Annotated in this window: 19 protein-coding genes, 1 pseudogene and 1 other annotated feature; of the genes and pseudogenes, 11 read left to right on the forward strand and 9 right to left on the reverse strand. The window is 65.5% G+C overall.

Annotated features, from left to right (window positions below; translation table 11 throughout):
- The first annotated feature begins 11 nt into the window (after window positions 1-11).
- From P7644_RS07170 to P7644_RS07180, 3 genes and pseudogenes are all read left to right on the forward strand, one after another.
- The gene (locus P7644_RS07170) at window positions 12-1,175 is read left to right on the forward strand and encodes a hypothetical protein (RefSeq protein ID WP_404302469.1); all 1,164 of its coding nucleotides are present in this window, start codon (window positions 12-14) and stop codon (window positions 1,173-1,175) included.
- Window positions 1,075-2,310: pseudogene (locus P7644_RS07175) on the forward strand (IS3 family transposase). Before P7644_RS07170 ends, P7644_RS07175 begins: the two are co-directional and overlap by 101 nt.
- Window positions 1,353-1,470, forward strand: a sequence feature (AL1L pseudoknot). It overlaps the preceding pseudogene by 118 nt.
- Window positions 2,311-2,395: 85 nt before the next feature.
- Window positions 2,396-3,292, forward strand: a complete 897-nt coding sequence (locus P7644_RS07180) for a DUF3732 domain-containing protein (protein WP_404303150.1) — start codon at window positions 2,396-2,398, stop codon at window positions 3,290-3,292.
- A 307-nt stretch (window positions 3,293-3,599) separates the two neighbouring features.
- Here P7644_RS07180 and P7644_RS07185 read toward each other — a convergent pair whose 3' ends face one another.
- The 6 genes from P7644_RS07185 to lptF all read right to left on the reverse strand — a co-directional run bounded on the left by P7644_RS07185 (window position 3,600) and on the right by lptF (window position 9,616).
- On the reverse strand, window positions 3,600-4,778 hold the full coding sequence (locus tag P7644_RS07185; protein ID WP_404302470.1) for a VanZ family protein: 1,179 nt from the start codon (window positions 4,776-4,778) through the stop codon (window positions 3,600-3,602).
- Window positions 4,779-4,839: 61 nt separating this feature from the next.
- Window positions 4,840-5,931, reverse strand: coding sequence for a pyridoxal phosphate-dependent aminotransferase (locus P7644_RS07190; RefSeq protein WP_404303151.1), 1,092 nt, complete (start codon window positions 5,929-5,931; stop codon window positions 4,840-4,842).
- Between the two features lie 76 nt (window positions 5,932-6,007).
- A complete protein-coding gene (locus P7644_RS07195) occupies window positions 6,008-6,949 on the reverse strand; it encodes a CysB family HTH-type transcriptional regulator (RefSeq protein WP_404302471.1) in 942 nt (313 codons plus the stop codon).
- A 43-nt stretch (window positions 6,950-6,992) separates the two neighbouring features.
- The gene (locus tag P7644_RS07200; protein WP_404302472.1) at window positions 6,993-7,400 is read right to left on the reverse strand and encodes a sirohydrochlorin chelatase; all 408 of its coding nucleotides are present in this window, start codon (window positions 7,398-7,400) and stop codon (window positions 6,993-6,995) included.
- Window positions 7,401-7,418: 18 nt separating this feature from the next.
- Window positions 7,419-8,525, reverse strand: a complete 1,107-nt coding sequence (gene lptG, locus P7644_RS07205; RefSeq protein ID WP_404302473.1) for an LPS export ABC transporter permease LptG — start codon at window positions 8,523-8,525, stop codon at window positions 7,419-7,421.
- Window positions 8,522-9,616: an LPS export ABC transporter permease LptF gene (gene lptF / locus P7644_RS07210; protein WP_404302474.1), complete on the reverse strand. Its 1,095-nt coding sequence runs from the start codon at window positions 9,614-9,616 to the stop codon at window positions 8,522-8,524. The genes lptG and lptF overlap by 4 nt, the downstream gene beginning before the upstream one ends.
- Window positions 9,617-9,639: 23 nt before the next feature.
- On the opposite strand from lptF, the gene P7644_RS07215 reads away from it, so the two are divergent.
- From P7644_RS07215 to P7644_RS07230, 4 genes are all read left to right on the forward strand, one after another.
- The gene (locus P7644_RS07215; RefSeq protein ID WP_404302475.1) at window positions 9,640-11,133 is read left to right on the forward strand and encodes a leucyl aminopeptidase; all 1,494 of its coding nucleotides are present in this window, start codon (window positions 9,640-9,642) and stop codon (window positions 11,131-11,133) included.
- Window positions 11,134-11,159: 26 nt separating this feature from the next.
- Complete coding sequence (locus P7644_RS07220; protein ID WP_404302476.1) at window positions 11,160-11,597, forward strand: DNA polymerase III subunit chi; 438 nt, start codon at window positions 11,160-11,162, stop codon at window positions 11,595-11,597.
- A gap of 33 nt (window positions 11,598-11,630) precedes the next feature.
- On the forward strand, window positions 11,631-12,023 hold the full coding sequence (locus P7644_RS07225; protein ID WP_404302478.1) for a hypothetical protein: 393 nt from the start codon (window positions 11,631-11,633) through the stop codon (window positions 12,021-12,023).
- Between the two features lie 139 nt (window positions 12,024-12,162).
- Window positions 12,163-13,290: a branched-chain amino acid ABC transporter substrate-binding protein gene (locus P7644_RS07230; protein ID WP_404302479.1), complete on the forward strand. Its 1,128-nt coding sequence runs from the start codon at window positions 12,163-12,165 to the stop codon at window positions 13,288-13,290.
- Between the two features lie 196 nt (window positions 13,291-13,486).
- On the opposite strand, the gene P7644_RS07235 is transcribed toward P7644_RS07230, so the two are convergent.
- From P7644_RS07235 to P7644_RS07245, 3 genes are all read right to left on the reverse strand, one after another.
- Complete coding sequence (locus P7644_RS07235; protein ID WP_404302481.1) at window positions 13,487-14,719, reverse strand: multidrug effflux MFS transporter; 1,233 nt, start codon at window positions 14,717-14,719, stop codon at window positions 13,487-13,489.
- A gap of 174 nt (window positions 14,720-14,893) precedes the next feature.
- A complete protein-coding gene (locus P7644_RS07240; RefSeq protein WP_404302483.1) occupies window positions 14,894-15,379 on the reverse strand; it encodes a copper chaperone PCu(A)C in 486 nt (161 codons plus the stop codon).
- An 80-nt stretch (window positions 15,380-15,459) separates the two neighbouring features.
- Window positions 15,460-15,834, reverse strand: coding sequence for a DUF2946 family protein (locus P7644_RS07245; protein ID WP_404302485.1), 375 nt, complete (start codon window positions 15,832-15,834; stop codon window positions 15,460-15,462).
- A gap of 218 nt (window positions 15,835-16,052) precedes the next feature.
- Between P7644_RS07245 and P7644_RS07250 the strand changes: the two genes are divergently transcribed.
- From P7644_RS07250 to P7644_RS07265, 4 genes are read left to right on the forward strand one after another with little or no spacing between them, the layout of a single operon-like run.
- Window positions 16,053-18,158, forward strand: coding sequence for a TonB-dependent receptor family protein (locus tag P7644_RS07250; protein ID WP_404302487.1), 2,106 nt, complete (start codon window positions 16,053-16,055; stop codon window positions 18,156-18,158).
- A 16-nt stretch (window positions 18,159-18,174) separates the two neighbouring features.
- Window positions 18,175-19,179 (forward strand): ABC transporter substrate-binding protein, encoded by a 1,005-nt coding sequence (locus P7644_RS07255; protein WP_404302488.1) that lies wholly within the window; start codon window positions 18,175-18,177, stop codon window positions 19,177-19,179.
- A gap of 32 nt (window positions 19,180-19,211) precedes the next feature.
- Complete coding sequence (locus P7644_RS07260) at window positions 19,212-19,988, forward strand: ABC transporter permease (RefSeq protein WP_404303152.1); 777 nt, start codon at window positions 19,212-19,214, stop codon at window positions 19,986-19,988.
- A gap of 19 nt (window positions 19,989-20,007) precedes the next feature.
- Window positions 20,008-20,853 carry an ABC transporter ATP-binding protein gene (locus P7644_RS07265; RefSeq protein ID WP_404302490.1) on the forward strand — a complete coding sequence of 282 codons (846 nt, stop codon included), beginning with the start codon at window positions 20,008-20,010 and terminating at the stop codon, window positions 20,851-20,853.
- Window positions 20,854-20,895 lie beyond the last annotated feature (42 nt).

A 20,895-nucleotide genomic window follows, 5' to 3' on the forward strand; every position in this document is an offset into this window, starting at 1 on the left:
GGACGAACTGAATGGCTGCATCGAAGCGTGGCGGGTCCTCCCGCCCTAAAAATCGAAGAACTGAGGTGCCGGGCCAGGCATTGGGCTATGGTCTGCAGTACACGCGCCTGACGCAAATCCTCTTGAGTGCTCCCGCCGGAAGCTTTTGCAGCATGGAGTATCTCGATGCTGTTGCACAGCAGCACACAGACGGCGGCGTGCGTTTGATCCAGAGCAAGAGCGCGCTGACGGCCAACCCTGTCTCGGATCGCGCCAAGTCGCTCAGGAAGACGCTTTCCAATTGGACGACGCTGGCGACGGAGTCCGATTGCGACTTGGAGAAGACCATCTTCGAGATCTATGTCTCCCGTCCGGTCGGAGGCCAGCTTGTCGAGGCATTCGCCAATGCTTGTACGCTGGAGGAAGCACGGTTGGCCATTATGCGAGCGCGTGACGCCTTGTGGGGGAAGTCTCCCGACTTCGCGCTGAAAAGCACCGTGGCCGACGAGATCGGCCCCTACTTGGAACGCGTCTTCAATGCAGACCCGGCCTGCTTGGAGCGGATCATTTGCAATTTTCAGCTGACTCATGGCAGCGGCAGTCTCCAGGCCGATATCGAGGCCGTGATCCGCACCCACCCGGTTTCCGCGAGCAAGGTCGCTGACATCGCCGACCATATGTGTGGCGTCGTGAAGCGCCGGGGGGATGAACTGCTGGAATCCGGGCGGCCGGCCGTCATCGCCCGTGACGCGTTCTATGGCTGGTACACCGCCTACCTGCGCAAGGTCGATAGGGACACCGTACTGCCCAGCCGAGCCAAGGCGCCGAGCGAGGAGGAGTCGCGCAATCAATTGCCGAAGATCTTCGTGCAGCAATTGGACCTCATCGGGCTGCCCTTTGAGGACAAGCTGGAGGCCGCGAGCGACTATCTAATGGCCGCCGCCGACCGCACGGCTTGGGCCATCAGCGGCGAAGTTGATGAGTCGTCGTTCGATGACCTGGACGCTGCGTTGAAGCGCAGTTGGAAGAACAAGCGACGCACTTGTGAACCGCCCCGGGTTTTGAGGAGGCTCCAACACTTGAGAAGATGGAGCTATGAACAAGTCACCGAAGTTCTCCCCGGAAGTGCGCGAGCGCGCCGTGCGCATGGTGCAGGAGCACCGAGCCGACTACCCGTCGCTGTGGGCAGCGATTGAATCGATTGCCCCCAAGATTGGCTGCGTGCCACAGACCTTGAACGACTGGGTCAAGAAGGCCGAGGTCGACAGCGGCCAGCGCCCCGGCACCACCACCTCGGATGCGCAGCGCATCAAGGAACTGGAGCGTGAGGTCAAAGAATTGCGCCGGGCCAACGACATCCTGAAGACGGCCAGCGCGTTTTTCGCGCAGGCGGAGCTCGACCGCCGACTCAAGTCGTGAAGGCCTACATCGACCGCCACCGTGATGACTACGGGGTCGAGCCCCATCTGCCGGGCGCTGCAGATGGCCCCGTCGTGTTACTGGCGCCACGCAGCCCGGCAACGCAACGCGCAACTGCGCAGTGCACGCGCCCAGCGTGACGAGGGTTTGAAGGCCGACATTCAGCGCGTGTGGCACGCCAACTGGCAGGTCTACGGAGCCGACAAGGTCTGGCTGCAGATGAACCGCGAGGGCATCGTGGTGGCGCGCTGCACGGTCGAGCGTCTGATGCGTGCCATGGGCTTGCAAGGGGCACGCCGTGGCAGGGCGGTGCGCACCACCACGCCGGATACCTCGGCCCCGTGCCCGCTGGACCACGTCAACCGGCACTTCCATGCCAGCCGTCCCAACGAGCTATGGGTGTCGGACTTCACCTATGTCTCCACCTGGCAAGGCTGGTTGTATGTGGCCTTTGTGGTGGATGTGTACGCTCGGCGCATCGTGGGCTGGCGCGTCAGTCGCAGCATGCAGACGGACTTCGTGCTCGATGCCCTGGAGCAGGCTCTGTACGAACGCCAGCCAGCGGCCCATGTCTTGACGCACCATTCCGACAGGGGCAGTCAGTACGTCAGCATCCGCTACACCGAACGCTTGGACCAGGCGGGCATACAACCTTCGGTGGGCAGCAGGGGAGACAGCTATGACAACGCGCTGGCCGAGACCATCAACGGTCTGTACAAGGCCGAGTTGATTCACCGCCGGGGACCTTGGAAGACCAGGGAATCCGTGGAACTGGCCACCCTGCAATGGGTGCACTGGTTCAACCACGTCCGACTGCTCACGCCGATTGGGGGCATCCCTCCGGCAGAAGCTGAGGCAAACTACTGGAGGCAACTCGCCGCCAGCGACACCTCGACAGAAGTGTCAACTTAAACCAATCGGCCTCCTCGAAAGCCGGGGCGGTTCAGACTGCCCGATGTGCGGGAGCCATACGGACTCGGCCAAGCGGAAGTTGGCGGTGCTGTCCGAGCGCCTACAGGAAGTCGAGGCTGAGGCCGGCATCGACAAGGAGGTACCGGCGGCCTTCGACCGCGAACTGCAGCGCGTGACGACGGAGGTTGGACAGGCGACGGAGCGGCTGCGCTCGGTTCAGAGTCGCAAGCGGGCCTTGTCGGGGCGTTCGGACGAAGCGCGTCAGCGGCAGTTTGCCGCGCAGCGGGCCGAGCGGTTCGTCGGAAACCTCGAATCCGCCCTTGACCTGCATCGGCGGCTGGGCAGTGACAGCGAACTCGTCGAGGAGGTGGGGCGTCTGAGGGAATTGGTACAGCAGTTGGAAGTCGAACTGCGCGAGCAGGATGTTGAAGCTCGGAAGCGTCGGGCCCTGCATGCCATCAGCAACAACGCGGGCCGACTCCTGCTACACCTCGATGTCGAGAGTCCGAACGATCCAATCTCCCTGGAGATCAATGACCTGACGATCAAGGTGCGCGGCAAGGAGCGTGACGACTACCTATCTGAGATTGGACGTGGCTCTAACTGGCTCTCTTATCACCTTGCGGTGCTTTTGGGGCTTCACCAGTTCTTCTTATCGCAACCTAGGAGTCCAGTTCCTGCTTTCCTCGTGTTCGACCAGCCGAGCCAAGTGTACTTTCCGAAGCGAATCGTGGCGCGACCGGAGGACCAGAAGGACGAAGAGGTCGAGGAGCCCCAACTGCAGGATGAAGACGTGGACGCCGTTCGACAGGCGTTCGAGGTGATGGGACGTGTGGCTCTGGGCACTAAGGGTGCTTTGCAACTCATCGTACTCGACCACGCTTCGCGCGATGTGTGGGGCGACATCGACGGAGTCGTCGGCTTACCCGAGTGGCGCAATGGCGTGAAGCTCGTGCCTATGGCGTGGTTGGACGAAGCCTGACCTCGGAAGCCTGCGGTGGGCGGTTGTATGTACCTCTCTCTGACGGTGCTTCCCTGCGATGCGCTCTGCGGGTTGAGGCAGAGCGCGGAGGTGGGACAATGGCCTTCCATCTTTGGCTGGTTCAGTACGTCTCCAGCGGTCTACTGAAGTCCCACGGTCAGTGGGTAGCCAGATGGGTAGCTGGGGCCACGAGATTTGCTTGAGTGTTTCGTAAGTCATTGATTCAAAAGGGACTGTTGGCCGAAATCGGAACAATACGACATCGTGCTGCTGTGAGGCATAGCCGGGCTTGCGGCCCCAAGCAGAATTACCGAGTACTGCGGTGGGTCCGACCGTGCGTGTGCCTGCTGCGCGGAGCCCCGAGTCCTGTCACGAAGCCGAGAATGAGGGCGAGTACGGGGTCGGTGGACTCGGCCATGCGGTTTGGGAGGAAGGTCTGCGCGGCCTCGATCGTGCCGAGACAGAGCGCGACCACGATGGCCGCAGCCATCGGGTGTCCACCCTTGGTGCTGAGCAGCACAATCAAGGCGCCATAAAAAAAGCTTTTCTCGATGAGGTTCAGCAGGTTCACGCCCATGCTGCCTTCAAGCATTCCCGTGAACGGAATCCAGTGGAATGCCTGGGGCTGGTCGAGTGGGTCAAACGGCATCAGTCCGGAGGCAAACAGACTGACGAACATGGCGATGGCCAGGACGGGGAGGGCCGTGTTGTGCTGGCGCCAGGGCAGCCAGGCAAGGGCCAGGCCAAGGCCGATCACATTGGACGGCGAGATGCTGGCGCCGGCGATGAGAGTTTTGGCTGCCACGACGAAGAGGGCGGCAGTGGCCAACGCCAGGGCAGGCATCCGCCTGGCGCTGGAGATGTCCCACAGCTTGAAAAAAGCAGCCCAGGCGAGGGCCGTGTGCAAGGTCCGTACGCCATCGATCTGGGGTGCGCGCAGCAGTGGCTTGAGCGCATTGATGATGTTTTGCAGATCCAGCGTCGGCACCAACGGGAACCACTGATAACTGAGCCAGAGCAGCATCAGCACGGCAGGCGCGAGCGCGTGCGGCATGCTGGCTGCGTTGCGAAGCGGATGCGTGACGGCGGCGGGGATCAGCTTGTATGCCAGCCCGGCTGTGGTGGCCCCGAGCAGCATGCCGGCACCATTGGCAGCCACATCGCTCAAGGCCGGCACCCGGCTTGGCACCCAGAGCTGGGCCAGCTGCAAGGCGAGCGCGAGCAACAAGCCCAGGGCGAGCAGCGCTACAAGCCCGCCGGCAGCCGTGCGTGGCGGCCTGCGTGCATGGCTGAGCAGTACCGCGACAAGGCCGTAAGGGGCGAACAGCAGCAGGTTGCCAATCAGATCGCCGCGGCTCATGCGCAGTTCGGGCGCGGTGAAAAGTGCAACCGCCTCCCGCAGCCAGTTGTCATTGGCTGCGAAGTGGAATGGATAGAGTGAACCGTAGCTGATCAGTGCGGCAATCAGCAGGAGGAGTGAATGCATGTGCCTGGCTTGTTCTGACAGGCGCACATCATTACACCGGCAACCTCAAGCGGGGCAAATATTACAGTCGCCGCAGTCGCGCTATGGCCTCGCGCAGCGTCTCGTCCTTCTTGGCGAAGCAAAAGCGCACCACGCGCTGGTCGAAGCCGTCGCCGTAGAAGGCCGACAGCGGGATGGCGGCCACGCCGATCTCGCGCGTGAGCCACTGGCAGAAGTCGGCCTCCCCGAGGTCGCTCACGGCGGAGATGTCCACGCACTGGAAGTAGCTGCCGGTGCTGGGCAAAAGCCTCAGGCGCGAGCCTTCGAGCCCCAGGCGAAACAGGTCGCGCTTTGCCTGGTAGAAGGCGCTCAACTGCAGGTAGGGCGCTGGGTCTTGCAGGTATTCGGCCAGGCCATGCTGCATGGGCGTGTTCACGGTGAACACGTTGAACTGGTGCACCTTGCGGAGTTCCGCCGTCATGGCGGCCGGAGCGGCCACGGTGCCCACCTTCCAGCCCGTGACGTGGAAGGTCTTGCCGAAGCTGGAGACGATGAAGGCGCGCGCCGCCAGGCCGGCAAAGCGCGCTGCGCTCTGGTGCTCGGCGCCGTCGAAGACCATGTGCTCATAGACCTCGTCGCTGATCAGCAGCACGTTGGTGGGTGCGAGCAGCTCGTCCAGTTGGCGCATGTCCTGCTCGCTCCACACTGTGGCGCTGGGATTGTGCGGGCTGTTGATGATCAAGAGCCGCGTGCGTGGCGTGATGGCGGCGGAGATTTTCGCGAAGTCGGGGCGGAAGCTTCCGGGCGTGAGCGGCACGCGCACCACCACGCCGCCGGCCAGCTCGATGTTGGGCACATAGCTGTCGTAGCAGGGCTCCAGCACGATGACCTCGTCGCCCGGCTGCACGCAGGCGAGGATGGCCGTGAGGATGGCTTGCGTGGCCCCGGCGGTGATGGTTATTTCGGCGTTGGCGTCGTACTGGCGGGCGTGGAGTGCTTCAATTTTAGAAGCGACTGCCTGCCGCAGGGCGGGAATGCCGGCCATGGGCGGGTATTGGTTATGGCCGGCCTGCATGGCACGGGTGACGCCGTCCAGCAGCCTGGGGTCGCAGTCGAAGTCCGGAAAACCCTGGCCCAGATTCACGGCTTGGTGTTCCAGAGCCAGGGCCGACATGACGCTGAAGATGGTCGTGCCCACGTTCGGCAGGCGGCTGGGAAAGGTCGGCGAGGGGAGGCTGTTCACGGGTTTTTTACAGTTCGTAATCGTTCACATGCCCGGTCATGGCGCGGGCGATCAGGTCGCGGCTCAGGCGGTCGCTGAGCAGCTCGGCAAACTTGTAGACGAAGTTGCGCAGGTAGGCACCGCGCTTGAAGGCCACGCGGGCCACGCTCTGGCCGAACAGATGGCCCACGGGGCGCACCACCAGGTCGCCCAGCGGGTCGTCGCGCATGGCCATTTCGGCCACGATGCCGATGCCCAGGCCCAGGCGCACATAGGTCTTGATCACGTCCGAGTCAATGGCCTCGAGCACGATGCGCGGCTGCAGCTTGCGAGCCTGGAAAGCCTGGTCGATCTTGCCGCGGCCGGTGAACGAGGGGTGGTAGGTGATCAGCGCCTCGTGCGCGATGTCTTCCAGGCCTATGCGTTCCTTTTGCGCCAGCGGGTGGCCGGGCGGCAGCACCAGCACATGCTGCCATTCATAGCAGGGCAGGGTGACGAGATCGGGGTAGTCGGCCAGCGACTCCGTGGCCATGCCGATCTCGACGACCTCGTCGATCACCATGCGTGCCACCTCGTGCGGAGTGGCCTGGTGCAGGCTGATGTTCACCTTGGGATAGGCCTCGCGCAGCCTGGCCACGGGCATCGGCAGTACGTAGCGCGCCTGCGTGTGGGTGGTGGCAATTGCCAGGGTGCCGCTGTCCTGTGCGCTGTACTGCTCGCCGATGCGCTTCAGGTTGCCCACCTCGCGCATGATGAGCTCGATGCTCTTGAGCACATGCTGGCCGGGTTCGGTCACGCGCTTGAGCCGTTTGCCGTGGCGCGCAAAGATATCCACGCCCAGTTCGTCCTCGAGTTCGATGATGGCCTTGGAGACCCCGGGCTGCGAGGTGTGCAGCGCCTTGGCGGCTTCGGTCAGGTTGAGGTTGCGGCGGGCAGCCTCTTGCACAAAGCGAAATTGGTGCAGGTTCATGTCGAATTGCGGCTAAAGAGTCGCGTCATTATGTCGCATGAATCTAACGAATTGTCTCGTCTGGGTTTCTGGCTGCAATGGCTTCGCTGGCAATGTCAGCCATCAGCGCGGTCATGCGCTCGTCTTCGCCGATGAGAGGCAGCAGCCGCAAATGCATGGGTGCAAAGGCCTGGCCCAGTTCCTGCACCATGTGGGGAAGGTCTTCGCGCACATGACGGCCTGCTCCCAGGAACATCGGGACGATGCTCACGCGTGCCATGCCTTGTGCGGACATGGCGGCGATGATTGTGGCCAGGTCGGGCTCGCACAGCTCCAGGTAGGCGCAGCGCACCTCCACGTCGGGCTGGGTCGCCTGAATGCGCGCGCGCACGGCCTCCATGGGGCGGCGCCACAGCGGGTCGCGTGAGCCGTGAGCCAGTAAAACTATGCCGTGGGTGTTTGTTGAGGGCATCGATGAGTCCACTATGCGTTAGCGCCGAAGCACCAGCCAGCCAAAGGCCGCCAGTGACAGCAGGGAGTAAATCAATCCCGGTGCTGCTGCAGTAAGCCAGGGTGACCAGTTCTGCAGGTTGCCGGCAAAGCCGAAGACGTTGTTCAGCAGGAAGAAGCTGATGCCCGCCATGACTCCGCCGAACACGTAGCCGGCAATGCCGCCCGAGCGGAAGTGCAGGTAGGCAAAGGGCAGGGACAGCACCACCATCACCAGGCAACTCAATGGGTAGAACACCTTGCGCCAGAACTCGATCTCGTAGCGTTGCGCTGCCTGGCCATTGGCTTCGAGGTGGCGGATGTAGTGAAACAGGTCGATGGTGGCCATCTTGTCAGGCTTGAGCACTGATGCTGCCACCATGTCCGGGCTGATGCGCGTGCGCCACTGCAGGCTCGGTTCCTGCAGTCGAGTGACACGCACCTCTCCATCGGCTCGCTGCTCGAACATGGTGCGCTGGACTTGCAACAGCGTCCAGGCGTCGCCGCCATCGACAAATTGCGCCCCTTCGGCGGCGGTGGTGGAAGCCACGCGGCCGCGGGCATCGAATTCAAACACACGCACGCCGCGCATGTCGCCATTGCCGTCGATGGCCCGTACGTTCACGGCGAAAGAGTGCTCGCCCTGGCGCTCCTTGAGCCATGCGCCCGTGGCGCCGGTACTGATCTGGCCGAGTCTGCGCGCCTTGACCAGTGCGGCTGCGCGTTCGCTGGCAGGTGCCAGGTAATCGCCCACCGCGAAGGTGAGGGTGACAAATGCGCAACCCAGCAGCAGCAAGGTGCTCAGTGCCCGCCATGGTCCCAGGCCGCTGGTGCGCATGATGGTGAACTCGGAGCTCTGCGCCAGGCGGGCCATGACGAATATGGTGCCGATCAGCACGGTGATGGGCAGCAGCTCGTACAGGTGCTGGGGCAGGCTCAGTGCTACGAACAGCAGCGCGTGTGACAGCTGGTAGCCCAGGCCCGAGCGCCCAACCCAGCGCAGCTCGTCCACCAGATCGAAGAAGAAAAACAGCGCCAGAAAGGCCAGGGTGACAAAGGCCACGCTGGCGATGACCTCGCGGTAGATGAAGCGGCGAATGGTTTTCACGCATTTCCCCTGCGTGGCAAGAGTGCACGCAGCGACCAGTGGTTGTGGCGCGCGGTCACCAGCAACAGGCCCAGCGCCAGCGTGCCGCCATGCAGCGCCAGCATGAAGGGCGGCATCCCTACCCGGCCCGCTCCAATCCAGGCCTGGCCTACGGTCATGAGGTTGTAGTACACCATGAAGGCAAACAGCGCCAGCGCCAGGCTGGTGCTGCGGTGGGCGCGCGGGTTGACGATGGCCACGGCCAAGCCCAGCACGACGAAGTTAAGGGCTGCAAAGGCCGTGCCCAGGCGCCAACCCAGCTCCGCCTGGGACTGTGCCTGCGGGTCGCGCGCCAAGTCCCAGGTGTCGCGCGTCTTGATGGCGCCCGCGTCCATGCCACCTTGCGGCCCACCGCTGATCAGTGTTCCGTACTCGGCAAATTCGCTGATGCGCAGCCCGGGCTTGTCCTGCATGGTCTCCAGCCGCTGGCCGTTGTGCAGCAGCACCAGGCGCTCTCCACTGCGTATCTCCAGGCGTGCGCTCTGCGCCGAGGTAACGGTTTCGCGCTGGCCTTCGCGGGTGGCGATGAACACGTTGTTGGCGGCATTGGTGTCGGGCGCATCTTTGTCGATGAAGAATACGCGTGAGCCGTTGGCGGATTCCTGGAATTCCCCCGGCGCAATGCGGTCTACGTCGCTGCGCTGCTCATACTGGGTCTTGAGCTCCTGGATTTGCCGGTTGGCCCAGGGCCAGACCACAAGCGACAGGGCCGCGATGGCCAGCATGACGGGCCAGGAAAAGCGCAGCAGCGGCGCCAGCAGGCTGATCAGGCCGCGCCCCGCGGAAAACCAGATGACCATCTCGCTGTCGCGGTACATGCGCGACAGCGTGCCGACCACGGTGATGAACAGGCTCAGGCTGAGAATGGTAGGCAGTTGCCCCAGCACCGTGAAACCCATCACCAGCATCACGTCGGCAGGTGCCACGCTGCCGCGCGAGGCCTGTCCCAGCGTGCGAATCAGCATCATGGTCATGACCACGGTGATCAGCACCACCAGGGTCGCGCCAAAGCTGCGGGCCAGCTCCTTGCGAATGGATGAATCGAATAACATTGGCTCGAAGTAAAAGGTCGATTATGAACTTCGAATTGAAGACACTCTCCTTGTCTGCAGCTGCTGCACACAAATGTGATTTGCTGGTGCTGCTGGTGCCTGAAGGCTTCCAGCCGCAGACGGATCCCCTGTCCGTCCTGATCGCCGAGGCGCTCAAGGCCGGGGATCTGGAGACCAAGCCCGGCAGGCTGCTATCGCTTTATCTGCCGGCAGGCATCGCGGCGCGCAGGCTGGTGCTGGTGGGCTGTGGCCAGGGCAATGCGCATGCCGTGCGCCAGGCCGTCCAGGCATTGGGCGCCACATTCAAGTCCCCAGCCATCAAGCGTGCAGCGCTGGTGTTTGCCATGGATGGCGAGGCCGGTGTCGTGGGGGCGGCGGTGCGCGCGATCGCCGATGCCAGCTACGTCTACACAGCCACCAAGTCCAAGGCGGAACCGCGCTCCCTGTCTCGCGTGACGGTGGGGGTGGCCGATGCGGGCGCGGTGCGCTCGGAGTTCGCAACCGCTGCCGCCCTTGTGACGGGCATCGAATTTGCGCGCGAGTGGGCTAACCGCCCCGCGAATCACGCCACGCCGACATTGGTGGGTGAGGCCGCCAAGGCGCTGAGCAAGCACGCGGGCATCCAGTGCAAACTGCACGGCCCCGCGCAGGTGGCTAAGCTGGGCATGGGCGCCTTTCTGGCCGTGGCCCAGGGATCGGAGCAGCCACTGCGTTTTGTTGAGCTGCACTATGACGGCGCCGGGCGCTCGCAGCCTCCTGTCGTCCTCATAGGCAAGGGCATCACCTTTGATACGGGCGGCATCTCGCTCAAGCCCGCTGCCGAGATGGACGAGATGAAGTTCGACATGAGTGGCGCGGCCAGCGTACTCGGAGTGTTCCGAGCTTTGGCCGAGTTACGACCCGCCATCAATGTGGTGGGGCTGATTCCCGCCTGCGAGAACATGCCCGATGGCAAGGCCGTCAAGCCCGGTGACGTGGTCACCAGCATGAGTGGCCAGACCATAGAGATACTGAACACCGATGCCGAGGGGCGCCTGGTGCTGTGTGATGCGCTGACCTATGCCGCGCGTTTCAAGCCTGCCGCCATGATCGATGTCGCCACCCTCACGGGCGCCTGCGTCGTGGCCCTGGGTGGACTGCGCAGCGGTCTTTTTGCCTCGGATGATGAACTGGCGGCACGCTTGGTGGCCGCGGGCGACGCGGCGCTCGATCCCTGCTGGCGCATGCCGCTCGATGATGAATATGCCGAAGGACTGAAGAGCAATTTTGCCGACCTGGGCAATGTCGCCGGGCGTGCCGGTGGCGCCATCACCGCAGCCAAGTTCCTGCAGCGCTTCGTTGGCGACATTCCCTGGGCGCATCTGGATATTGCGGGGACGGCGTGGAAGGGCGGGGCGGCCAAGGGAGCGACAGGCCGGCCCGTCGGCCTGCTGCTGCACTATCTGCTGGACATGGCGGGCGCACATGCCGCCAAGCGCAAGGCGGCAGCGCCCAGGCGCGCACGCCCGGCCGCCTGATGGGCAAGCCAGGAAGCGAGGCGGGCATGACGGAGGTGGCGTTTCATTTCAATGCGCCAGACAAGCTGGCCTATGTCTGCCGTCTCGCGCGCAAGGCCATGCGCCAGGATGTGTGCGTGGCGATCACGGGAAGCGGGCAAGACTTGCAGCGCCTTGACCGCATGTTGTGGGCCATGGGGCCGACGGACTTTGTCGCACATTGCCTGGATGATGCGGACGAGCAGATGCGGCAGGCGTCAGCCGTTCTGCTGGTATCAGACCCGCGCACATGCGGTCGGCATGATGTGCTGGTGAATGTCGGTGATGCCGTGCCGCAGGGTTTTGAGCAATATGCCAAGCTGGTGGAGGTGGTCAGCCAGTCCGATCAGGCAGACCGGGGGCGGGCCCGCGAGCGCTGGCGCCACTATGCCGCGCAGGGCTTCACAATTGTTCGGCACGATCTGGTGTTGCGAGAGGGGGTATAGATGACGGCCTCACCCAGGACGCCGCCACGATTCGTGCCCACACTCACCGATGTGGTGCATCTGTCCGATGACGCGCAGCTTGTCGCCTCCAAGCTGGCGCAGGTGCCGGCGGCAGAGGCTGCACCTCTGGCACCAGTTCCTGTGGCTGTGGCGGCTGCGCAGGCTTTGGCCCATGCGCCATTGCCGGAAGCTGAAAACGGAGCGCGCAACTTACCCGCTGGCATGGAGGAATATGTGGTGCACCGCGTCATGCAGCGTGTCGATCTGGTGCTGGACCAGCGCCTGCGTGAGGCCATTGCCTTGGTGGTGCAGGAGCAGACCCGCTCCATGGTTCCGCGCTTGCGTGAAGAGGTGGAATCGGTAGTGCGGCATGCCGTGTACGAAGCCGTAGCCGATGAACTCGCTGGCGATAGCCGCCCTCACTGATCCGTTGATCGGGTATTTCCCTGTGGTGTTTTCGACTCCCTCTCGTGTTCCCTAGTGGGACGAGCCAAAAAATTGCGATATGTTTCTCCGCGTTGGACTACACAAAAATTTCCAGCGTTTTTCTTAATTGGAGACCCCTATGCAACTGAAGTTGAAGCTGACCGTAGCCGCTGCGATCGCAGCCATTGCCGGCGTGTCCGCCGCTCAAGAGGTGGTAAGAATTGGTCACGTGGCTCCGATTTCCGGGCCCCAGGCACACTACGGAAAAGACAACGAAAACGGTGCCCGCATGGCCATCGAGGAGCTGAACGCTCAGGGCGTGGTCATCGGTGGCAAGAAGGTCAAGCTGGAGATGCTGGCCGAGGATGATGCGGCAGATCCCAAGCAAGGTGCAGCGGTTGCGCAGAAGCTGTGCGATTCCAAGGCCGTGGGCGTTGTCGGCCACCTCAACTCCGGGACCACGATTCCGGCCTCCAAAGTCTATAACGACTGTGGCATCCCCCATGTGACCGGCGCCGCCACCAACCCCAACCTGACCAAGCCCGGCTACAAGACCACGTTCCGCATCATTGCCAATGACAATGCGCTTGGGGCAGGTTTGGCCGCGTATGCATCAGAAACGCTCAAGCTCAAAACGGTGGCCGTGGTGGACGACCGTACTGCCTATGGCCAGGGTTTGGCCAATGTGTTCAAGCGTGTCGCAGCCGAGAAGGGCATCAAGGTCGTGGATGAGCAGTTCACGACCGACAAGGCCACGGACTTCATGGCGATTCTGACGGCCATCAAGGCCAAGAACCCCGATGCCATCTTCTACGGTGGCATGGACCCCCAGGCTGGCCCCATGTTGCGGCAGATGGAACAGCTGGGCATGGGGAATGTGAAGTATTTCGGCGGTGACGGCCTGTGCACCACCGAAATCGCCAAGCTTACCGGCGGGGCCAAGACCTTGAGCAACGTCGTCTGCGCCGAGGGCGGTGCATCGCTGGCGAAGATGCCCAGCGGCATGACCTGGAAGGCCAAATACGACGCCAAGTACCCAGGCCAGTACCAGATCTACAGCCCCTACACCTACGATGCCACCATGCTGCTGGTTGATGCCATGAAGCGCGCAGGCTCCTGGGATCCCAAGGTCTATATCCCCGAGCTGCTGAAGTCCAACTACAAGGGGGTGACTTCCAGTATTGCGTTTGAACCCAATGGCGAAATAAAGAACCCGGCCATCACCTTGTATGTCTACAAGGATGGCAAGAAAACGCCGCTGAATTAATCGATTCGCCAGCCGAAACGGTGGCTCGCTGCCCCGTTTCCTGCAAAAAAGGGCTTCAACGAAGCCCTTTTTGCATGGTGCGCCCAGGCCCGGCATGTGCGCCCGCCTGCGGGTGCACGTCCCGCTGCGCGCCGATCACGGAGAGCCAAGCAAAGCGCAGCTGCGTGAGGCTACGGCTGCGCATGTTGCACCGGGGTCAGGAATGCGTCGCCGTGCGCCCGATTTCGGGCCAGCGGTGGTGCAGGTAGATCCAGGACAGCAGGCCCACGCCCATCATCAGCAACGACGCGGTGGCCAGCAACACGGTGGAGTGCATGACCAGCGGCGCCACCACGCCCGCCACCAGTCCGTTGGCTGTGGAGCCCACGAAGGCCTGCAGCGACGAGGCCATGCCGCGGCGCGCGGGAAAGAGTTCCAGCACCAGCAGCGTCACCACGGGCACCATCAGCGCCCAGCCGAACGAGAAGATGCCTATGGGCCACATCGCCCATGCCACATGGGCCGGCCATAGCAGGTTGGCGCCCAGGTTCAAGAGCCCCATGGCCAGCATGATCACGAAGCCATGGTGGATCTGGCGTTTGGGTGGAATGCGCCCCGCCAGCCGACCGCTGACCCAGGCGCCGCCCATGATGCCGGAGATGGTGGTCAGAAAGAACCAGAAGAACTGCGTGGGCGCGAGGCCCAGCAGATCGCCCAGGAAGGCCGGTGCCGACAGCACGTACAGAAACATGCCGTTGAACGGCACACCGCTGGCCAGCGCCAGCAGCAGAAAGCGCGGGCTGGTGCCCAGTTCCCAGTAGCCGTGCAGCAGGTGGCCCAGGTGCAGGCTCTGGCGGCTCTGTGGCGGCAGCGACTCGGGCAGCAGCCGCCAGTTGGCAAACCACAGCAGCACGCCCACGCCGGTCAGGAACCAGAACACGCTGTGCCAGCCCAGGTGCACCGACAGCCAGCCGCCCACGATGGGGGCGATGGCCGGCGCCACGCCAAAGAAGATGGTCACCTGGCTCATCACCCGCTGGGCCTGGGTGGGGGGAAAGATGTCGCGGATCACCGCGCGCGAAACCACGATGCCCGCGCCCGCCGACAGCCCCTGCAGCGCCCGGAACACCACCAGCTGGCCGATGCTCTGCGACAGCGCGCAGCCCATGGAGGCCAGCGTGAACAGCGCCAGCCCCCACAGCACCACCGGGCGGCGGCCAAAGCTGTCCGACAGCGAGCCGTGGAACAGCGTCATGAAGGCAAAGGCGAACAGGTAGGCCGATAGCGTCTGCTGCATTTGCACCGGCGTCGCGCCCAGTGCCTGGCCGATGGCCGGAAAGGCTGGCAGATAGGTGTCGATGGAGAACGGCCCCACCATGCCCAGCAATGCCAGCAGGATGGCAAGGGCCCAGCGCGGGCCGCGCCAGAGGATTTGGGCGTCAGGGTACATGGTGGCAGGCAGTGCAGGCGCGCGGCATGGGCGCGGTGCAAAGCCGGTGATTATGGGTCAAGCCGCCACTGGATACCGCCCGGCAACTGAGCCTGTAACTATAAAAATAATAGCTTCCAGCGCTTTTTGGTAAAGCGCTGGAGCCAAAAAACGCTCAAAAACTCACGCCGTGGCTCAGTGGCCGCCGTGCTTGCCATGCCCGGCGGCAGGCGCGGCCGTGGCGTTCAGGGCGCGCGCCGGCACCTGCAGTTCCTGCGTCTGGCGCTGGCCGTCCTTGCCCTCGAAGACCAGGATCAGCGGCACGGTGCTGCCCTGGGCCACGGGCTGCTTCAGGTCCAGCAGCATGATGTGGTAGCCGCCGGGCTTGAGTTCCACGGCCTGGCCGGCGGGCAGATCCAGCACGGGAACGGCGCGCATTTTCATGACGTTGTCCACGAGTTTCATTTCGTGCACCTCGGTCACGCCGGCCGCGGGGCTGCTGGCGGCCACCAGGCGCATGTCCTGCGCGGCCGTCAGCCGCATGAAGGCGCCCGTGGCCTTTTGCTGGGGCACGGTGGCGCGCACCCAGGCGTCCTGTACGCTGACCTGGGCATGGGCCAGGCCGGACAGCAGCAGGGCGGCGGCGAGCGCCAGGCGGGTGGTGAATTGCTGGGTTTGCATGGGAAATTCCTTGAGTCAAAAACGAGTGGATCGGCAGGAAACGGCCGCCGCGCGTGGCGGTGACCGCAAGATCGGGTGATTCAGGCCCAGGCGGGTGGGGCGCGCGGCGGAAACGGCGCGCGGCTGAGCGGCGGCACATGGGCCTGGCGCAGCGCGCCAGCCACATGCTGGGGCAGTGCTTGCGCCGGCGTCGGAGCCAGTGCTGCGGCCGGCGGCAGCATGGCGGGCAGGCACAGCACGCAGTCCAGTCCGTGATCCTGACGACTATCCTGCACGGCGGCGTTGCCGCCCGCCGCCACCCAGCGCGCCTCGCCCGAGGCGCTGCAGACCCGCTCCATGCCCTGCGCGTGCACCAGCGGCGACAGCATCGCCACGCCCAGCGCCACGGCAAAGCAGGCCAGCAACAGGCGGGCCAGGTGACGAGTGCGGCGCAGGGGCTCCATGGTGGTGGGCATTATCGGCGCCCGCACCTGGCTCTGGCCGCCCGCCGGCCATTGTTTTGCTGCGCTGCCACGACGCTACAGCCACGCATGTTGATAAAAGTCATTTCATATTCTCCTTAAGTTCTGGCATGCTATGCAAACGCTAATCACTCGCATTTGCTTTTATTTCAAGGCCCAGCATGTCTCCTGTCCCATCCCTTGCCCGTCATTCCCTGCGGCCCCATGCGCTGATGCACCCGATCGCCTGTGCGCTGGCGCTGCTGGCTCTTCCAGCACATGCCGATGAGCCAGCCGCCGTGCTGCCGGCCGTCACCGTGCGGGCGGACGCTGCCGGCGAGGGCGCTGCGCCGCTGCGCCCCTCGCTGCTGGCCGAGCGCGAGCGCCTGGCGCGCGTGCCCGGCGGCACCAACCTGGCGCTGCCGCAGCAGGAGGCCCGCCTGACCACGCTGCGCGATGTGCTGGACTACCAGCCCGGCGTGGTGATACAGGACTTTTTCGGCGCCACCGACCAGCCGCGCCTGTCCATCCGGGGCTCGGGCATACAGAGCAACCCGGTGAACCGCGGCGTGGTGCTGCTGCAGGACGGCCTGCCGCTGAATGAGGCCGATGGCTCCTTCATCATCGGCACGCTGGAGCCGCGCAACAGCGCCCTGGTCAGCGTGCGCCGGGGGGCCAATACGCTGACGCCCAGCGCCACCACTCTGGGCGGCGAGCTGGACTTCCAGTCCCTGACCGGGAGTGACCAGAAAGGCCTGGCAAGGGCTGAGTTCGGCAGCTTTGGCCGCAAGGCGCTGCAGGGCGCCGTGGGCCTGGTGGGCGAGCAGTGGGATGGGCGCATCAGTGTCAGCGGCGACCGCTTCGATGGCTACCGCCACCACAGCGCCTCGCAGCGCGACGCCCTGCATGCCAATGTGGGCTTCCAGGGCGACGGGGTGGAAAACCGCAGCTATCTGTCGTGGACGGATCTGGAGTTCGAGATCCCCAACGTGGTGCCCAAGGACCGTGTGGGCAGCGCCCCCCGGGGGGTGATGGGTGATGGCAGCACGCCGCAGGATCAGCTGCTCAACATCTACCGGCGCGACCCGCGCCGCGAGGCGCAGCAGCTGCGCCTGGCCAACCGCACGCGCTGGGGCAGCGATGCGCTGCGCCAGGAGCTGGGCCTGTACTGGCAGGATACGGACGACTGGTTCAAGGACCCCACCGTCGGCACCCGCACCGACAGCCGCACCCTGGGTGCCCAGTGGCGCATGGACGGGCAGGCGGGCGCTCAGCTGCGCTGGCACACGGCCCTGGCCTGGTCGCGCAGCCATATGGACAGGCGCCTGCAAGCCGTCAGCCCGGCCAATGGCAGCGAGCTGCAGCTCTTTGGCGACTACGGCCTGCGGGCCGAGAACCTGCAGGGCCAGCTGGGCGCGGACTGGCGCGTGGCACCGGCCTGGAGCGTCGCCGGCCAGCTGGGCTGGAGCCGGCAAAGCCGTGATGCCAGCAGCCGCCAGACCGGCCAGCGGCTCGACCAGCAGTGGACCTTTGCCACCCCGAAGATCGGCGTGAACTGGCAGGCCACGCCCGCCACCCGTGTCTGGGCCAACGTGAGCCGCAGCCAGGAGGCGCCCACCTTCTGGGAGATCGTCGCCGCCACGGTGCCCAACCCCGCCAACCCCGCCACGGCCAGCAGTAGCCTGACCCAGCTGGACCTGCAGCGCGCCACGACCTGGGAAATCGGCAGCCAGGGCCGCTGGGGCGAGGGCGCGCGCGCCACCCAGTGGCAGCTGGCGTACTACCGCAGCCAGGTGGCAGACGAGATCCTGAGCGTCTCCAACGCCTACGGCCAGCCCCTGGGCACCACCAACTACGCCGGTGGCACGCGCCACCAGGGGGTGGAGGCGGGCCTGTCCGGCTCCTGGGCGCTGGGTGCCAATGGCGCGCTGGATTGGCGCGGCTCGTGGACCTACAGCGACTTCCGCTTCAAGGACGGGGCCTATGCCGGCAACCGCATTGCCGGCGTGCCGCGCCACTTGATCAATGCCGAGCTGATGTGGCGCAGCGCCACCGCCCTCGGCACCTGGCGGCTGGGGCCCAACCTGCGCTGGATGCCCAAGGACACGCCCATCGACCATGCCAACACGCCGGGCAGCACGCAGGACAGCTACGCCTTGCTGGGCTTCAAGCTGGAGTGGACGCAAGGCCCCTGGCGCGCCTACCTGATGGCCGAGAACCTGACGGGCCGGCGCTACGCCAGCAGCTTCGCCATCCGCGATAAGGCCACCGCCGCGCAGCCCGGCTACCTGCCGGGCCTGGGCCGCAGCGTGGCGGTGGGTGTCAACTATCTTTTCTAACAAGGCGGTGCTGCCCATGAGCAATTCCTTTAACCGCCGCCAGTGGCTGCAAGCGGGCACGGCCCTGGCCGCACCGGTGCTGCTGCCGGCGGCCTTTGCGGCGCCCCTGTCCCGGCTGGTGCTGGCCGGGCCGCCGGCCATCGTCTCGGCACCGCTGATCCACATGGCGCAGGGCAATGCCCTGGCTGGCGTGGCGGCCAAGACCGAATTCGTGCCCTGGCGCGACCCCGATCAGCTGCGCTCTATGGCCATCGGCAAAAAGGCCGACATCCTGGCCATGCCGAGCAACGTGGCGGCCAACCTCTACAACCGGGGCGCGGGCGTGCGCCTGCTCAACATCTCCACCTGGGGCGCGCTGTGGATCGTCACCCGCGATGGCGCGCGCAAAGCCCTGGCCGACTTCAAGGGCGAGGAGATCGCCGTGCCCTACCGGGGCGACATGCCCGACCTGATGCTGCAGCTCTTGTGCGCCAGGCAGGGCATCAACGCCCGCCGCGACATGCAGCTGCGCTATGTGCCATCGCCCATGGAGGCCATGCAGCTGCTCATCACCCGCCGCGTGCGCCACGCACTGCTGGTGGAGCCGGGGGTGTCGATGGCGCTGCGCAAGACCCGGTCCTTTCCGGTCAGCGTGGTGGCCCCCGAGCTGCACCGGGGCGCGGATCTGCAGCAGGAATGGGGCAGGCTGTTCCAGCGCCCGCCCCGCATTCCGCAGGCCGGCATTGCCGCCGTGGGCGCGGTGCGCGATCAGCCTGAGGTGCTGTCCGCCGTGCAGCAGGCCTACGCCGCCTCGGTGGCCTGGTGCCGCGCCAACCCGCTGGAGTGCGGCAGGCTCGTGGCCCAGTATGTCGAGCTGCTGACCCCCGAGGCCGTGGCCGACGCCATGCCGCACAGCCAGCTGGGGGCGGTGGACGCCCAGGCCGCGCGTGCCGACATTGATTTCTTCTTCCAGCAACTGTTGGCCCAGGACCCGGCCCTGCTGGGCGGCAAGCTGCCGGACGCCGGGTTCACCGGAGGCTGACAGTGGGCGTGTTGTGGCGTCTGCTGCGCGGCATGCCCGCGTATCTGTGGAGCGGCTGGGGCGCATGCGCCAGCCTGCTGTTGTTCGTGGCCCTGTGGGAGCTGGGCGCGGCCTGGTACGGGGAATTGATCCTGCCCGACCCGCGCACCACCTTTGCCACCCTGGCGGAGTTGCTGCAATCGGGCGCGGCCTGGCCGGAGCTGGCCATCACCGCGCGCCGCGCGCTCGCCGGCCTGCTGCTGGCCGTGGGCGTGGGCAGCAGCCTGGGCCTGCTGGCGGGCCTGTCGCTCACGGCGTCGATGATGGTGCGGCCCTGGGTCACGCTGCTGCTGGGCATGCCGCCGATTGCCTGGCTGGTGCTGGCCATGCTGTGGTTTGGCGCGGGCGACGGCACGCCTGTGTTCACCGTCTTCGTCGCCTGCCTGCCGGTGGTGTTCATTGGCGCGCTGCAGGGCACGCGCACGCTGGAGCTGCATTTGAAAGACATGGCCCGTGCCTACCGCCTGCCCTGGCGCATGCGCCTCTTTGACCTGTACCTGCCCCATGTCCTGGCCTACCTGTTCCCGGCGTGGATCACGGCCTTGGGCTCGTCGTGGAAGGTGGCCGTCATGGCCGAGCTGCTGGCCACCAGCGACGGGGTGGGCGCGGCCCTGGCCGTCACGCGTTCGCACCTGGACATGGGGGCATCGCTGGCCTGGATCTGCGCCGTGGTGGGCATCCTGCTGCTGCTCGAATACGGCGTGCTGGAGCCCATCAAGCGCGAGCTGGAGCGCTGGCGCAGCGCCGGCGGCTCGCAGCCCATGGCGTGAAGAAAAGGCAAGACAAAGAATGACTCTCAGCCTCTCACTGCAGGTGCGCGGCCTGGACCATGCCTATGGGCCCACCACCGTGCTGCAGCACATAGACCTGGATGTGCCCGCCGGGCGCATCGTCGCGCTGGTCGGCCCCTCGGGCTGCGGCAAGACCACGCTGCTGCACCTGTGCGCGGGCCTTTTGGCGCCGCAGCAGGGGCGCATCGCACGGCCGGCAGGCCCCTCGGCCATCATGTTCCAGCAGCCGCGGCTGGTGCCCTGGATGGCCACTTTGGACAACATCGCCCTGGGCCTGAAGGCACAGGGTATGGCGCGTGCCCAGCGCCACCGGCTTGCGCGCGAGGTGGCGCTGGCGCTGGGCCTGCCCGAGGCATCGCTGGCGCAGTACCCCGCGGAGCTGTCGGGTGGCATGCAAAGCCGCGCCGCGCTGGCGCGTGCGCTGGTGCTGCAGCCGGCGCTGCTGCTGATGGACGAGCCGTTTTCGGCGCTGGACGTGGGCCTGCGCGGGCAACTGCACCAGCTGCTGCTGGCGCGCCAGGCGCAGTCGGGCATGGCCGTGCTGCTCATCACCCACGACCTGATGGAGGCCGTGCGCCTGGCGGACGAGGTGCTGGTGCTGGCGGCCACGCCGGGGCGCATCGTGGCGCGCTACCAGCCGCCGGGCCAGGCGCGCGCGCGCGGCGAGGCGCTGGTGCACCGCTGTGCGGCCGAGCTGCTGCAGCAGCCCGAGGTGCGTGCCGCGTTCGGCCTGCCGGAGCAGGAAGCGCCCGACAGCGCCACGGCGCCGCCTGCCATGGAGGGCGCGGGCCTGTGGCTCCCGGCCGCGCATTGCCCGGCATCGCGCGCCGGCCATGGATGTTGAACTTGAATAACTATGAAATTGGCCATTAACGCTTTACCAATA

The sequence above is a fragment of the Alicycliphilus denitrificans genome (assembly GCF_044792555.1).
GTDB lineage: Bacteria > Pseudomonadota > Gammaproteobacteria > Burkholderiales > Burkholderiaceae_C > Alicycliphilus > Alicycliphilus denitrificans_A.